General features: G+C 44.6%; 6 protein-coding genes. 1 reads left to right on the top strand and 5 read right to left on the bottom strand.

Annotated elements, in window-relative coordinates; genetic code table 11:
- The 5 genes from C942_RS06280 to C942_RS06260 form a co-directional block, all read right to left on the bottom strand.
- A complete protein-coding gene (locus tag C942_RS06280; RefSeq protein WP_007463720.1) occupies nucleotides 1–3339 on the bottom strand; it encodes a non-ribosomal peptide synthetase in 3339 nt (1112 codons plus the stop codon).
- Entirely contained in the window at nucleotides 3336–12092 is an 8757-nt protein-coding gene (locus tag C942_RS06275; RefSeq protein ID WP_007463717.1) for a hybrid non-ribosomal peptide synthetase/type I polyketide synthase, read from the bottom strand. The genes C942_RS06280 and C942_RS06275 overlap by 4 nt, the downstream gene beginning before the upstream one ends.
- A 189-nt stretch (nucleotides 12093–12281) precedes the next feature.
- Nucleotides 12282–12908, bottom strand: a complete 627-nt coding sequence (locus C942_RS06270; protein ID WP_157372570.1) for a 4'-phosphopantetheinyl transferase family protein — start codon at nucleotides 12906–12908, stop codon at nucleotides 12282–12284.
- Nucleotides 12909–14090: 1182 nt separating this feature from the next.
- Entirely contained in the window at nucleotides 14091–14435 is a 345-nt protein-coding gene (locus tag C942_RS06265; protein WP_036798915.1) for a hypothetical protein, read from the bottom strand.
- 70 nt (nucleotides 14436–14505) lie between these two features.
- Nucleotides 14506–14880, bottom strand: a complete 375-nt coding sequence (locus tag C942_RS06260) for a VanZ family protein (protein WP_036798913.1) — start codon at nucleotides 14878–14880, stop codon at nucleotides 14506–14508.
- Between the two features lie 204 nt (nucleotides 14881–15084).
- Between C942_RS06260 and C942_RS06255 the strand changes: the two genes are divergently transcribed.
- Entirely contained in the window at nucleotides 15085–16035 is a 951-nt protein-coding gene (locus tag C942_RS06255; protein ID WP_007463710.1) for a precorrin-2 dehydrogenase/sirohydrochlorin ferrochelatase family protein, read from the top strand.
- Nucleotides 16036–16202 lie beyond the last annotated feature (167 nt).

Here is a 16202-nt window from a genome sequence, read left to right as displayed (position 1 = left end):
TCACTCCACATTTGCCACATCCCCGGATACCCGGGCTAATATCAGCTCAGACTGCTCATAAAGATGAGGTGAGCTAAACAACTGGTGCAGAGATAAACGACAACCGAATGCTTTTTCTATTCTGCTGGAAAGTCGAACAGCCTGCAGTGAGTTCCCACCTAACCGGAAGAAATGTGATTGCTCGTTAACTGAGACTGCATCAAATAAACTTTGCCAAATCACGATAAGTTTATTCGTTACCTCATGCTGTTCAGAATGAACAGCATCGGCTTGATTTAGGGCTTCTTGCTCAATAAATTTCCGCGCTATCGCCAGTGCCTGTTCACGATCAATTTTGCCGTTTTGGCTAATTGGCAATGACTCACACCAAATAAAGCGCACAGGAACCATATACCCCGGTAATTGAGCCACTAATTTTTCTGAAAGAAGGCGTTCATCCAATAGACGACCAGAATAAACAGCAAGTAAAGTAGCCCCGGCAAACTCATTGCGATGTACCACAACGGTCGCATTTTCAATACCATCAACTTGTGTAAGCTGGGTTTCTATTTCGGTTAGTTCAACACGGAAACCATTTATCTTTACCTGAGCATCTTTTCTTCCAAGAAACTCTATAGCGCCATCAGGAAAATAACGCCCCAGATCGCCGGTACGGTATAACCTTTGCCCGGAAAAATGTTCAATAAACTGTGCTGCCGTACGCTGCGGATCGTTCAGATAGCCCAGCGCCAAGCCGTCACCTGCAATATGAATTTCACCAATTGCCCCTGTTAAGCATTCTTTCCCTTCTCTATCCAAAACATAAAGCTGTTGATTAGATAGGCCGTAGCCATAAGGGATAGAACGCCACTCTGGAGATATATTTTCAACTTGAAACCAGTTAGACCAGATAGAAGCTTCGGTTGCACCGCCCAATGAAACCAGCTCAGCCTGAGCGCACGCTCGTTTTAACTGCTTTGCCAATGGCAGTGGGATCCAATCTCCACTGAGCATAATTAACCGCAATGACGACAGTGCCGGAAGCTCCGGCTCCGAAATCATCGTTAGCATATGAAGAATGGCAGGTACTGAGTTCCACACTGTGATGCGTTGCGTTCGGCATAACTCAATAAGCTCTGAAGGCTCTGGACGCTCGGTTTCACCCGGCAGAACCAAAGTAGCCCCAACACTTAGCGTGCCGAAAATATCTTGCACTGACAGGTCGAAATAGATCCCGCTGACACCAAGAACTCGGTCATTTTCATTCATAGTGAAACGACGATTAATATCTTCAATCGTGTTAAGCGCCGCATTGTGAGTGATCATGACCCCTTTAGGTTCTCCTGTTGAACCCGAGGTATAAATAACGTAAGCCAATCGCTCGCCGTTGTTTATCAGTACCGGTGATTGAGCTTTCGCATCGAATAACGTTTGAATCGAAACACATTGCTCCGATAACTGCTCACTTTGTGAAACCAGCAACTTAGCTCCACTGGCTTGCACAATGTGATCTATTCGCGCTTCAGGCCAATGAACAGAAAGCGGCAAATAAGCAGCATTACTGAGCAAAATACCGTAAAGGGCGATAACTTGTTCAATAGACTTAGGAAGCTGAACAGCAATAATATCGTGTTCTGTCACCCCTCGCCCGGCAAGGCCAGCGGCGACAGACAGCGCTTTACTCAGCAGCTCACCATAAGAAATGCTTTGACTACCAAATTGAATAGCCGTACGTGTCGGAGTAAGCTTTGCCTGAGCGATAAAATCACTACATAACAGCTTATCTGACGCTACTTCAGGCCCTGTAATCCAAGGTTTAAGCGATTGATTCGCACTATCACCGGGGTATTGCTCCAACCATGCCGTCTCAGAAGCAATCAATGCATCAATCATGCGTGACGATTCTTCAACCAAAGCCTCAATAATGCCTGGTTCAAAAATTTCCTCGACACAATCCCAATAGCAAATTAACCCTTCATGATTTTCAATTACTTGATGATCAAGCCAAACCTGAGGAGTCTGCAGATGACTATCAAACAACTCAAACCGATGCATATCCGGTAACACTTCAGCCAATTGCCCTGATTGCAATCCACTTGTAAATACATACGGCAACACTGGATCTTCACTGGCACTTGCTTGCTGTATACGCCGCATCAATTCAACACCCGGCACAATTGCATGCTCCAAGCGCTCAGTCAGGCAGTCCTGTAACCACTTAACTTGTTCTATAAAAGTTGAAGTTGAATGGCTATCAACCGGTACTGTATTACTACAGTTACCAGCCATAGTTTTTAGCTCAGGGTCGGTAAAAGGACGGAAATTCGCCAATACATTCAGGGTAAAAGATGGCTCACTACTCCATCGGGACAACGCAGTGGCGTAAACAGCCAGTAGTGCGGCATTTGCCGTTACTCCGTGTTTACTCGCAGTCTGGCGAAACACCAGCCATTTTTCCATTTCCCAGTGACGAGAGTGACGCTGAAATACTGCCTGTTGACGCGATTTCCCTGTTTGCGGTAATGCAGGAGAAGAAGGTAATAACGGTAACATTCTCTCCCAATACTCTTCACTGACAGTCGCATTTGGCGTGTTCTTTAGCTTTTGGGTAGCCAGAACATAATCGCGATATTCTAACGCTCCTTCAGGCTGTCCAACGTGGATATCTCCATAGCGTGCTACCAAGCCACGCAACAGCATCGCCAACGAGGGGCCATCAATAATATTCAATCGAATGGTCACTAAAAGACGATCTGAATCAGGCCGCCTGATAACGGTAAACCGAAACGGCTGACCGCTATCCAGAGGAGGTAACTCATTCAAATGTTGGTGCTTTATCTCTGTGCACAACGCATTACATTCATCAACCGAGTGCTTCCTAAAGTCCCTGATATCCAGGCGCCAATCATCATTCCATGGAACCACTTGCTGGCGGTTATCTTCAAAAAACTTCAGGCGTAAGACTGGAAAATCCTTTATCAATGCACGGATTGCGGCTTCAAGACGCCCCAAATCCACGTCATGTAAACGATACTCATGATAAAAACAGGGAAGCGTGCTTTGTTTTAGCCCCCCGCATTCACCCACATAGTAAGCCTGCTGAATAGGAGTCATCGGAAAAGGCTGGTAGGTCTCCCCAATATGCCTGGCAATGCCTGGCAGCTCAGGTAAACTTTCCTGTTTTAGTTCAATGAGCAAACGCGGCTTATGAAACCTGATAGCTTGCTTAATCTCTTCGCTCATCGCCCCTTTAGGCGCAGAGAATTTGAGTTGCTCACCCTCTAACGACAATCGAATATTACGTTCATCCAGCACCAGCTTGAGATCATGCATATCCATTAGCTGTTCACTCTCTATCACAAGAACCCTTCCTCTACGTCTTCCACTTCACAGTGATATTGATGATCAATCCATACAGCTTGCTGTCTGAGCTCTGGCATACGAAGTAACTGGCCAAGCGATGGCGTTAAATTGAAATGTTCACGGATCAAGGCACTGATCCTGGTCATCAACAAAGAGTCACCGCCACACAGGAAGAAGTTTGCTTCAATATCAGCAACTTCCTGATTAAGTACTTCTCCCCAGATCTGCGCCAAAGTGCATTCTGTTTCATTAGATGGAGGTACGCACTCTTTGAAATCTGTGGCAAGTTTTCTATCTGTATTCAGTGTTAAAGATTGCTGTAGACGCTGACGATCAACTTTGCCATTAGCAGATAAAGGAAACTTCTCCAGTGCGACTACCTGTTGCGGCACCAGCTGACTGGTAAGGTGCTCTCCGGCCCAATCAATTAACGCAGCAGTATCGAAATGAGTGACTGTAGTTGTGTTTTGTGCCGCAATCAGGTGATAGCGCATACACTCGGCGACTTCTCCCTGCTTAGGGAACTGACTTGTTCTAGAGAAACCGGCTTTTCTCAGTGTTGCCTGCCATGTCTCTGCCGATAACATCGGTAAATGCGTTTCTAGGCGCATATCTTCGTAATGAGACAATCCTTCAACAAAACCGAGGCTCACCATCTGGAAGCGTGGGTTACATGTGCCTTCAATAAGCAGTAGAACACCTCCGGGCTTGAGCAGTCTTTTGAGCAAACGACTTGATGTATTGACATCATGAGCATCATGGAGAACATTGGCACCAATGATCAAATCAAAACAACCATCCTCCAAACCAAACAGACTCGGATCTTCGTTGATGTTATAGAACTGAAAATCAATGAATGGATAGTCAGCAAATTTATCCCTGGCATGGGCAAAGAAATAATCAGACAAATCGGTATATACATACTGACAATTATCCGCAGGTAATCGAGGTAGCACCTGACGCGCAGCACTGCCTATCCCTGCACCAAACTCCAGCACACGGAACGTTGTACCTTCACACTTGGCATTGGCCAGTGCCTCAACCGCATCAGCAGCCACGCGGTTAAAGTGCTGCGATACCGGATTGTCTTCATACCAGCTTTCAACAAAATCAGTTTGGCCTTGCTCAAACATCAGATCGAGCGGGTTGAAATGTCCCTGAAGAAGCTCTTCAATTCGATCAACACAACCCAGATACAATCGCCAGAACTTCTGTTGATAAGGTTTTCCTTTGACGATATCAGAAGCAATCTTTTCCCTCAGGCCGTTGAGTTCTTCAGCCTTAAATGGTTCTAGACAGACGATATTTTCACCCTCAAGAGTAAAATAACCGTCCTGACAAAGTACCGAGAGCCAGCTTTGCAAGATCTTCAAATATTTGTCGCAAACATTCAGTTCGCTGACCAAATCAGCCAGACGACAACTCTGTCCCTTTCGCTCAAACAGACCACTTTGATGTAATGCATAACGCATAACCAAAGTACTCAACAGCTCCATCTCTTGATAATGCTGTTCATAGCTCTGTGGAACAAAATCATCAGCTATCACCTGGCAAGAAACTTGTCCACCCAACTCTAAAGCTTGCCACTCTGCATCAACTTGCTGACAACAAACGTCATTTATTCTCAGCAATTCACTATCAGCTAAAGAGCTTTGCTCGGTATCTCGCACACTCTCTTGTGACCGCGTAACAAAGCCATGCAAACGATCATTGTGAGTTAAGACAACCGCCTGATTAACCAAAGGATGCTTCTCGAGAGTGCTCTCAATTTCTCCCGGCTCAATACGAACCCCGTTAATCTTCACCTGGTTATCCATTCGGCCAAGCAGTGTCATCACACCGTCTTGATCCAGAACCGCCAAATCGCCAGTGTGATAGAGTGTACGCCCAGAATAAGGATCAACACGGTACTTTTTCGCTGTCATCTCTGGGTCGTTGAGGTAGCCCTGAGACATAGCCAGCCCCCCCATGCAAATTTCTCCTACCACACCGACTGGCACCGGTTGTCCGGCGGTATTCAATAGTTCAAGGTGTTGGTTCGGCAGCGGTCTGCCATAAGGAATGCTTTCCCACTCTTTATCAACAGATTCAATGTGATACCAACTGGATACCACAGCAGTTTCTGTTGGGCCACCAATACTGTAAATATCGCAGTTCGGTGCAAGCGATTTAATTCGATCCGGCAAAGTCAGCGGGATCCAGTCTCCGCCAAGCATGATCTTGCTCAACCTTGACAAGTGTTCTTTACCTTGTTCGTCGCTTTCTGCGGCTTCAACAAGCAACTGCATCAAGGCCGGAACGCTATTGATGACAGTCGCTTTATGCATACTCATCAAAGATAACCAATGAGATGCAAAATGCTGTTTTGCATCCGGCATCACTACAGCGCCGCCAGAAATCAGCATGCCAAAAATATCGTACACCGACATATCATGATGTAACGCACACAGTGATAACGTTCTTTGACTGCTACCAACAGCAAAGACATGGTTCATCGACAACAAGGTATTAAGTGGACAACGATGATCTAGGAGAACGCCTTTTGGTGTTCCGGTACTTCCCGAGGTAAAAATGATATAGGCAAGATCATCGGGTGAAACAACCGGCAACGCTGTACTGATTAACTCACCGCTATCAAGGAGTTTTTCTAAGGAGCAGCACTCTGCGTTAGTGAGTTCAACCAAGCGACCGGACATTGACTCTGAACACAGGATCAAAACCGGATCGACCTCAGCCAACACGTGCTGTAGACGCATATCGTCATAATCCGGGTTTACCGGCACATATACACAGCCCGCCATCATGGCACCTAATGCTGCGATCACCGCTTGGTCTCCTTTAGGAAGCAAGACAACGACATTCTTTGCATTTACTGTTTTGTGCTGCTGTATGGCACGCGCGGCAATTTGACTCTTTTCCGCTAACTGCCGGTAAGTAAGCTCACTTGTCGGTGTAAGTACTGCCGGAGCTTCGGGTGTTAATTCCACCTGTTTTAAGAAACAGTCATGCAATGTCGACTCAGGATATGGTTGCTGCCAATCGTTAACATTGGCCAACAGTTGCCTGTCTTTTTCATCCCGGGAATCACTATTTAAGCTATCCCAGCATTCAGGTTCTCGAGCCAGTTTTTCTAATTGACTTGTATATGCCGCAAATAATCCTTCAATCAGACGGGCTTCGAAGATCTCATCAACAATAAACCAACGGTTAACCAAAGCACCGCCATATTCGGTTGCCTGATAATCCAGCCATACCTGAGGTGTTTGGTTAATTTGAAACACCTGCTTACTCATCAGCTCCCAATCCGGTTGGGATGGATCGTCAAAGTCCATTCCAATCATGCTGGTGAATACTACTGGCATGTTGATTTGGTCTGCTGCCGCGGAGTTGACTCGCCCCATATCCCGCATGACCTGAATACCGCTGTAATCGCGATGCTCCAGAGCATCCCACAAATCCTGCTGAGTACGTTGCGCTGCTTCTGTGAATTGTTCGTCGCCATCAAACTCAACCGGAAGCAACATTAGTGAAGTAAAATCACCACACACAGACATCACCTGAGGGTGGACATTCTTTCGGTTGAAATACGTGATATTTAACGTAAACGCAGACGATTTACACCACTGGGCCAACACTTGGGTAAATACAGTAAGCATCACAGCACTCGGCGTTAAACCATGAGCTTTTGCCTGTTGCTGAAAACGCTCCCAAAGCATTGGAGACAAACGGTGATCCAACGTTCTGAAAGTCGGTTTAGCTAATAACTCAGCATCACAACGCAATGGCAGTTGCGGTGCACCAGGCATTATCTCGACTTTATCCTTCCAGAATGACTGCGATTGCATATACGCAGTAGTTGTTCGCTGACGAGATTCCGCCAACACGTAATCTCGGAAAGAAAGCTCCAGCGGTGGTAGCTCAGCCATAGGGTCTTTCAGTAATTGATTGAGCTCGCCATAAATAATCCGAAAACTCTGAACATCAAATACCAGCAGATCCATATCTAAGTGAATACGAGTGATTCCCCCAGGCAGCAAAGAAGCTCTCAGCTCAAACAACGGCCACTGAGAAGGGTCCATCACCTGATAACTCATCCTTTCCCGAATAGCGCTCAATTGCTGTTCAGACTCATCATCTGGTAAGTGACGCATATCACTGACTGATACCTGATAATGCGGAACCTGCTGCAAAATTTGTTGCTGGCCGGACTCTAAAATAATGCAGCGCATCATTTCATGACGCTGAATTAGTCGATTCCACGCCAGTTCTAATCGCTCCGGATGTAAATTATCAAGCTCGATTTCGATATACTGATGACATGCAACGTTACCGAGCTCCAGGCTGTCGTTACGTCCAATCCAAAATGCCTGCTGCAGATCTGTTAGCGGAAATGGCGCATAGCGATTTTCAATATCCAGTTCTATCATCGCAGTACTGCTTTGCTGCGCGGCAGAGAAAGCGATATCGCCACGTTTCTGGCACTGCTTCTGTAAATAAGCGCTCAAAGCAGCAACGCTGTCATACTGAAATGCATCCCGCACCGAGATTTCAAACCCACACTGGTTTCGTAACGTTGAAGTCAATTCGATCAAAAGCAATGAATCCAGACCTAAACTCGGAAATGCCTGTTCTGGTGCTGGTGCATCGATTTTTAGCAATTGCCCAACTAAATCGCTTACCATTGCCCGTAGCTTTTCTTGCTGTTCTTCTAGCGGTAAATCAGCCAGTTGGCTCAGTGTCAGTACGCCACTATCCACTGTTCTTATGAAGTCTTTATTCGCTGTCTTTGCGATGCCGTGTTCAATACAACGAGCAAACATCGGCGAGCTTGCAACCAATTTTTCTAACGCCCGGCTAAACTCAGGCTCACGGTTCTCGAACACCATAAGTCCATGAGCATTAGTCATTCCTAATACATTTAGTGCTGTATCAGGATTTAATAAACTCAGTCCGCTAGCCTCAATTTGATCGACAATTTGTTTTTTCTGGGTTAGACCGCAATCCCATGGGCCCCAAAGAACAGTAACGGCAGGCAAGCCTTTCGCCTGTAGCGCCATTGCTGCATGCTCCTGCCAACGGTTCGCAGCTGCATATGCTGATGTGAATGGGCTATTCAACCAGCTGACAATCGATCCAAACAAACAAAACTGTTTGAGCGAACACTCTTCTGTCGCTTCTGCTAACGCCATAACACCATGAGTTTTGACTCGTAACGTCTCATTAAAGGCTTCTTCTTCAGCATCAAAAACAGAAAAGTCTTGTCCGGAGTGGGCGGTATGGTAAACCAGTGTCGGGCTAATATTGTGATTATTCAAAGCCAGCTTTAGTGCTTGTGGCTCACAAATATCAGCCACAATCACCTGAACTTCTGCTCCCCTGTCACGTAACGTTTCAATTTCTTTCTGCTGCTCAACCGAACAAGGGCGGCGGAGCAATAAACCAAAGCGTCTAATGCCTTGTTCTGAAAGCCATTTTGCGACTAACTGACCAAGCCCACCGTAGCCGGCAATTAATGCTGTATCCTTGTCTGTCATCGCCATCGGCGTAAGAGATGAAGCATTAGTAGACTCAACAACAGGCTCAAAAAACTCGGTTCCGCGCAATGCCAAAACAGGGCCAGAACCTGGCAATTGATTTAACATTCCACAAGCTGTGGCAATAGACTCTTCAGAGTCGATATCCAAGCACAGGTAACGTTTAGATTGCTCTTCATTGCACGCTGCCTGATAGAGAGAAGTTAACGCAGCATATGTCCAGTTATTTTCACTGGAACCACCATTCACTGACAACGTTCTCGGCAGGATAGAAATAAGTGGCAATGACGCGTGAAGATGCACCCTGTGTAGCAACTGTAAGTGCTCTTTCGTAGCAACATCAAAGCTAGCAGCCAACTGCGTGTTGTCAGAGACAGGTGATTGCAGATAAATCACCAAATCAAAGCCAGATAAGTCCTTCTCTTCATGCAAATCAGACATGCTGGTTGTTTGAAAATCGAAAGACGATAGATGTTCTAACCAGGCATCACGCTGATACTCACCAATGAGCAAGATACGTAAACCATCAACCGTTTTACTTGCCTGACGTATGCTAGATAGCAGTGATGATTGCGGTTTCCAACAAACACGCTTAAGCGATGGCAGCACAAGCTCATCTGTCTCAGGCCAAACACGAGAAGCTTCAAATTGTTTGGCCGGGATCCTGACCCAAGGTGCCGAGTGCTGGCTGTAATGCTCCTTCAAGGGTTCATCAATACCACATCGCGTAACGAGCTCTAATAAAGAAGCAAACTCTTTATCGCCTTTCTGAATTCCCAAGAATTGTACGTCATCACTAAATAATCCTTGATGACGGGCAAGGCGCGCGAAACTGCCATCCGGGCCCAAATCGACAATCACTTCAGGTGCAAATGTCTCTGCACTCTTCAGCGCTTGAGCAAACAGAACCGGCTGGCGCAACTGATGCCACCAGTATTCCTTATCCATCTCGCTGACGCTTAATGGCTGCCCGGTTAAAGTCGATATAAATTCAATAGAAGTTTCTGTCGTTGGGGGATTATTTTCCTCAAGCGATAATAAAAATTCAGCTTTAATCGGCTCCATACTTTGTGAGTGGAATGCTTTTGAGACAGACAACATCTTGGCTTTGTCTGCATAAACACCAACAAACTCACTTACTGAAGCCCTATCTCCACTGATAGTAATACGTTCCGGGTGATTAACAGCAGCAATTGATACCCCCGGCCAGTTCGCCCCTATAGCGTCAAACTCAATTGGCGACATATTCACAGCCGCCATTGCGCCGTCTTCTGTTCGGCTCTGCATCAGTTGCCCACGACGGGCAACAATTGCCACCGCCGCTTCTAAAGTCAGGAAGCCCGCCACAACTGCAGCCGCGAACTCACCAATGGAATGGCCTAACACCGCTTTAGGTTTCAATCCCCATGTTCGCAACTGTTGTGCCAGGGCATATTGATAAGTAAACAAAGCTGGTTGAGTGATGTCTGTTTGATCCAGGGCGGAATTATCAGATGATGCAAACATCTCCCCTTTTATATTCGCCACACCATGCTGAGTAAACAGTTCGCAGCAACTGTCAGCAACACGACGAAATTCAGCACATTGGCTATATAAACGCTTACCCATTCCAGCAACCTGGCTTCCCTGGCCGCTGAATATCCAAAGTCCGTGATTATCTTCCGGAGCTTTGCTTATCTCGGCATGCGCCAGTGCTTCACGTAATTCTTCACTGTTTTTGCCACTAACGACCACACGGAAGCACTCAGGAGTACGACGTAATACTGCCGTTCGGGCAACAGAGTCTGCACTTTCACGACTTAATGTCTCACTATAAAGCTGGCGCCCTTTTTCCAACGTCTCATTGGAATGCGACTGAACCAACAATGTGTGTATTTCATCATCAATTTGCTGACCACCAGATGAGCTGGCTGGCGGTTGAGCAATAATCATGTGACAATTTGTACCGCCAATCCCAAATGAACTAACAGCGGCCAACCGTCGCCCTGGTTGCTTCCAAGGTTGGGTGTCATTAATGATAAAGAATGGAGTATCTTGCAGTTTTAAATGAGGGTTAGGCGGTGTTGCTCCCAAGGAGGCAGGTAAAACAGCATCCCGTACACTAAGTGTTGCCTTAACAAGGCTGGCAATACCAGCTGCAGATTCTAGGTGCCCCAAATTTCCTTTAACGGAGCCAATGCCACAATACTGGTTTCGCTGAGTTTCTTCACGATAAACACTAGTCAACGAGTTGATTTCGACAGGGTCACCAATTAAAGTTCCGGTACCATGAGCTTCTATTAAACCGATTTCATCAGCTGATACATCCGCAGCTGTTAGCGCTTGGCGAATTACATCTTGTTGCCCCAAACCACTGGGTGCTGTAAAACCGACTTTGTCGTTGCCGTCATTGCCGACCGCAGAGCCGAGAATTACACCATGGATTTGATCATTATCAGCAATTGCATCTTCTAATCGCTTAAGAAGAACCACGGCTAAACCATTGCCTGTCACAATGCCACTTGCTTTTTCACCAAACGGTCGGCAACAGCCATCATCGGCAAAAATAGAACCTTCCTGACGATAGTAACCCAACCCTTGAGGGAAAGAGATACCAACTCCGCCCGCCAAAGCCATATCACACTCATCATTTTGAAGGCTGCGACACGCATAATGAACGGCCACAAGAGAGCTTGAACATGCTGTTTGAACCGTTAAAGCGGGGCCTGTCAGACCAAGCTTATAAGACACCCGAGTCGCCAAATAGTCCTTGTCATTACCAAGCAATTGCAACATCGTTGTTGGCGTGGTGACTTGTTCGGCATATGCTGTTGGCAGGTATTTTTCATAGCTGCTTTGGCGTGTTGCGCCAAAAATGCCAACGCATGCTTGTTGCCACTTGGGTAATAAAGCGTAAGGATAGTTGCCGTCTTCCAAAGCTTGAACACAAGCCTCTAGAAATAAACGCTGTTGGGGATCGATCAATTCAGCTTCGTGGTACGAATATTGAAAAAATTGATGATCAAAATTTGCAACCCCATCAACCTTAGTTCCTGCCCTCACAAAGTCAGGAGAACGCCAGACTGTAGGGTCAATCTGCTCACCAAGGAAATCTTGCTGAGAGTAATCCTGAATCGCACTAGTTCCATTTCTGATATTTTCCCAAAATTGAGAGATATCATTAGCTTCAGGGAAACGGCAGCTCATGCCGATGATGGCGATGGGGTTATATGACATACACACTTCCTAAGTCAGTTAAGGCGAGGAATAGTACGTCAACAAATTACTGAACAATGCCAGTTAACGGAGCATTTTCACGGCAAAACGGATTTTTGAATGAGATTTATTTACATTACTGAGGCTTTACGCTTAAACCTGAGGAGCCACCTGTACAGAATACCAACATCGGACAGCCCTAACTTGCCATCAGTTCTCTACAAGTTGCTCCACAAGCATAGACGTAAAAACATGCTCTCCAACCACTTGATAGCCAACATTTAAAATATCACCAGCCTTCCACTTCACCGAAAGATCTTTCGTTAAAACAAACAACATACAATGATGATTAAACTCAATCATCATTGCGGCATCAAAACCAAATATATAACCAACGTCTTTATATATCGCTTTAAAAATCGATTCTTTTGCTGAAAAAGCTAACGTTACAAATAGCTCTTTTGGCAAAGCCTTCTCTTTCAATAAATACAGCTCTTTAGTAGTTAAAATTTCAGATGCAATGCTGGCACATACTTCACGACTTAAAATACTTTCGGTATCTATTCCAATATTAGAATGTGTTTCTGTACTTGCGATACAGGCAGCAGCCACCGATGATGTATGTGTTATAGAGCCAATAATGCCACGTGGCCAACAAGGACTTCGGTCTGAATCAATACCTACATCAAAACATAAAGAAGAGTCATGTTGATTCAAAGCTATCTGAGCACAAATTCTTCCTGCTAAAAACTCACACCTCCTCTTCGCCACCATTTTTGAAAAAGCAGGTGGTAAAGCTATCCGATGATAGAAAAAATCATATTCATCTATATCCATTATGTTAAAATTTATTTGAGAACATAATACGCTTCTACTGACAATGGGAAAGCATGGTTGACGATATGAATATTGAAAATTACTTGATATAGAATGCATTACAATAAACCAGGGCTAACATTAACTCAGAATATGAATTTTGTGAACTAAACGAAGATTCCATGCTCAAACATTTCGACTAAGAATGAATAATCATGGATGAATATTTTAAAACAAATTAATAGAGTTATCTTTTTATGTCGAGAACATTTACAATTTCTCATCCTTACATCAAAATCACAGTCATACTCCATTCGGCAGTTGGCGCAAAAACCAAAGCGAACTCACGAATCACTTGCGCACATAAAACCAAAAAATCAATTAGTTACCACCAAGACAACGAGAGCCGTATGTATTTTACATATTGAACACTTCACTTTGTAAAAGTCATCAACTTTCATTCATTATTTGATCTTATCACCACCTTTACTAAGTAATATGACTTTTCGATATTAACGAATTCTATTTATCTTAAATCAATTTAAAAAATAAAGAATGGCACACCGTATAAGAAGATGGTTCTAATATTGCAATTGCACAAGATGTTTAATTAAAGAACAAACAACTCCGAATATATAGCAATTAACAGGCCACTTATTCTAGAAACTTGCTTTATTAGCCAAAGCAATGCTTTTGAAGCAAGTAGTATTCAATCAACAACTGCAAAAAACACAGAAAGCATAGTAAAGCTCGAACATACAAAGTGCGTAGAAAAACCATCTTGAGGCTGTTTAAAATATAACCGAAGAATTTATAACCAAGCTAGGTCATCAAGATGATCCGACAGGAATGATAGACATAATGAGAAGTACGATAATGAGCAATCTTGAAGGCTCAATAAGTGTCATTGAAGCCAATTGGAGAAACCATCCTTGATGGGCCAACTTCGATACGCCTAACAGCCGAGTCAGTATTGATAAACCGGATACCCGATGCTTGTCGGTCATTTAACGAATGTTACTGATTGCCGATATGACAACAAAAGCAATAAGCGGTGCCCTGAGGTTCTACATTGAATAAGAGCACAAATCACTGCGTCGACGAACAAAGCGGCTTAACTTACCTCATTCGCCACTAGCAATTTGTGTTCTTAACCTTATCAATGTAACCACCAATGCATATTGGCAATTATGTGCTCGCTTTTTAAAGTCCTAGAAACACAATGGCAAAAATATTTCCTACCAACACCGGCGACCAGATAAAGCCGCTAAGAAGAGGAATAAAGGCAAACACCAATACTTTCCGTAAGCTTTCCCCTTTTCGATAACTGCGCCAACTTAAAATCAGCCCTAACAGATAGTAAATCGGATAGGCCACTATCGAGGTATCTATATACTGAGTCACGATATTTTGAATGATTGATGCAGTAACTTCAGGTTCATCTAATCGAAGCAGCATCACTATGGCTACCGGAAACCAAGCGACAAGCAATGCACCAAATATGATGTTAGGAACCCAAAAACTTATGGGTGAAGTAGGTCGATTCAACAAACTATCCCTTTCAGGTTGGTAAAGCTTTTCATACGCATAGTCTAAAAGTACATCTATAGCTTAATGGTTATAATTTCAATTCATTAGCTTCTGTTGAAACCATTTGGCTGATAACCCAAGCCAGAACAAAACCGCAAATCAGGCCACCGGTATTGGCTGCCATATCCAGCCATTCACCATAACGGTTAACATAGGGTTGTATAAGCTCAATCATCCCGCTCCAGCCAATAAATAACAATCCGAACAGCGGCCATTTTTTCGGTTTTCTAAAAGCAACCGGAAACATTAATGCGGCATAAGCGATGAAATGGTGAGTTTTGTCAGTACCCGGAACTTCAGGCAATTCAGCCATTGGCGTCAATGATAAAAACGTAATGGAAAACAGGATGAGCAGTGTTATCGCAGCCCAGTATTTATGGATAAATCGGATCAAAAAAGTCATTTAATCGCCAATTAAATATGAATGAAATCGCCACCAGCAGAGGTGCGAGACTCATGGTAGGAGTTAGCGCAAACAGTTACAAGTTGGAGGCGATAGAAATTTCACAGCATTCCAATCTGTTGCAAGGATCACGTATTATGCTTATAAAAATGACTCAAGATACTTGAGTTACCAACAATCATTCAGCCTGAGATTTTAACTAAGATGGATTTTTTCCCAGCCTTTTTGCGCCTGACAGACAGGCAAGTGCTCGTTGTCGGCGGTGGCGATGTAGCCTGCCGAAAGGTCGATTTATTACTTCGCGCTAACGCCAACGTTACTGTGCTCTCCCCAGAGCTACATCCGTTTCTTGCCAATTATGCTGATAAAGGCAGGCTGGCTTATCTCTGCAAAAACTATGAAGAAGGCGATCTGGCAGGCTTTGATCAGATATGGGCAACAACAGACCAAAGGAAATTAAATCATCAGGTATATAGTGACGCCACAGCTCGTGGTTTATGGGTAAATGTGGTTGATGATCCAAATTTCTGTCATTTTATTACACCTTCCATGGTGGATCGTTCCCCGATCCAGGTCGCCATTTCCAGTGGAGGCGCTTCCCCGGTTTTAGTCCGTTACCTGCGTGAACGTTTTGAAACCATGCTGCCTCAGAATCTGGCTATGCTTGCAAATTATGCAGGAAAACAACGAGATCGCATTAAAGAGCACTTTAATACCGTTGATGAACGAAGAAAATTCTGGGAGCGTTTTTTCCGACTGCCGGAAGTTGAACACGCCAAACAAGTGGAAGAGCTTGAAAGCGCCTTCAGCCGTTTGCTTGCATCACCGGAAGCAACAAACCAGACAATCACCATTGTCCACATCGGCCGTGATCCGGAGCTACTGACATTAAAAGCACTGCGTCTGATGCAGCAGGCAGAGTATGTTCTCTACAGCCATGACTGCCCTGATATTTTTGTCGATCTATGCCGTCGTGATGCCGAGCGTGAGTTAGTGCAAACGCATGAACTGATTGAAAAAGCGGTAGACCTTGCCAAACAGGATATCAGAGCCTGTGTACTCACTTCAGCCCTTCCAACGAAAGAAATGATGCAGGCAGCATCGCAGTTATCCAATAAGCCGATTTTTGTATCGGCAAGCGATACCAAAGCCTAAATCGCGCATTGAGTTAAACAGGTGAAAAGCTGTTATTTTTAGCCTGTTTATTCCTTTACAACGTCTGCCAGATCAACCATTTGTTAACAAACACCTTCAAAATCATACAACTACCCCTTTAGGGTAGTATTTATCTGTAATTGATTTACATCATGTATTAACTTTCC

Origin of the sequence: Photobacterium marinum (genome assembly GCF_000331515.1) — a bacterium.
GTDB lineage: Bacteria > Pseudomonadota > Gammaproteobacteria > Enterobacterales > Vibrionaceae > Photobacterium > Photobacterium marinum.
This window is presented reverse-complemented; position numbering and strand designations above follow the sequence as displayed.

Bases quoted from the DNA above. Each gene is read 5' to 3' on its own strand.
- C942_RS06255 (WP_007463710.1), top strand. From the start codon at position 15,085: ATGGATTTTTTCCCAGCCTTTTTGCGCCTGACAGACAGGCAAGTGCTC.
- C942_RS06270 (WP_157372570.1), bottom strand. From the start codon at position 12,908: ATGGATATAGATGAATATGATTTTTTCTATCATCGGATAGCTTTACCA.
- C942_RS06260 (WP_036798913.1), bottom strand. From the start codon at position 14,880: ATGACTTTTTTGATCCGATTTATCCATAAATACTGGGCTGCGATAACA.
- C942_RS06275 (WP_007463717.1), bottom strand. From the start codon at position 12,092: ATGTCATATAACCCCATCGCCATCATCGGCATGAGCTGCCGTTTCCCT.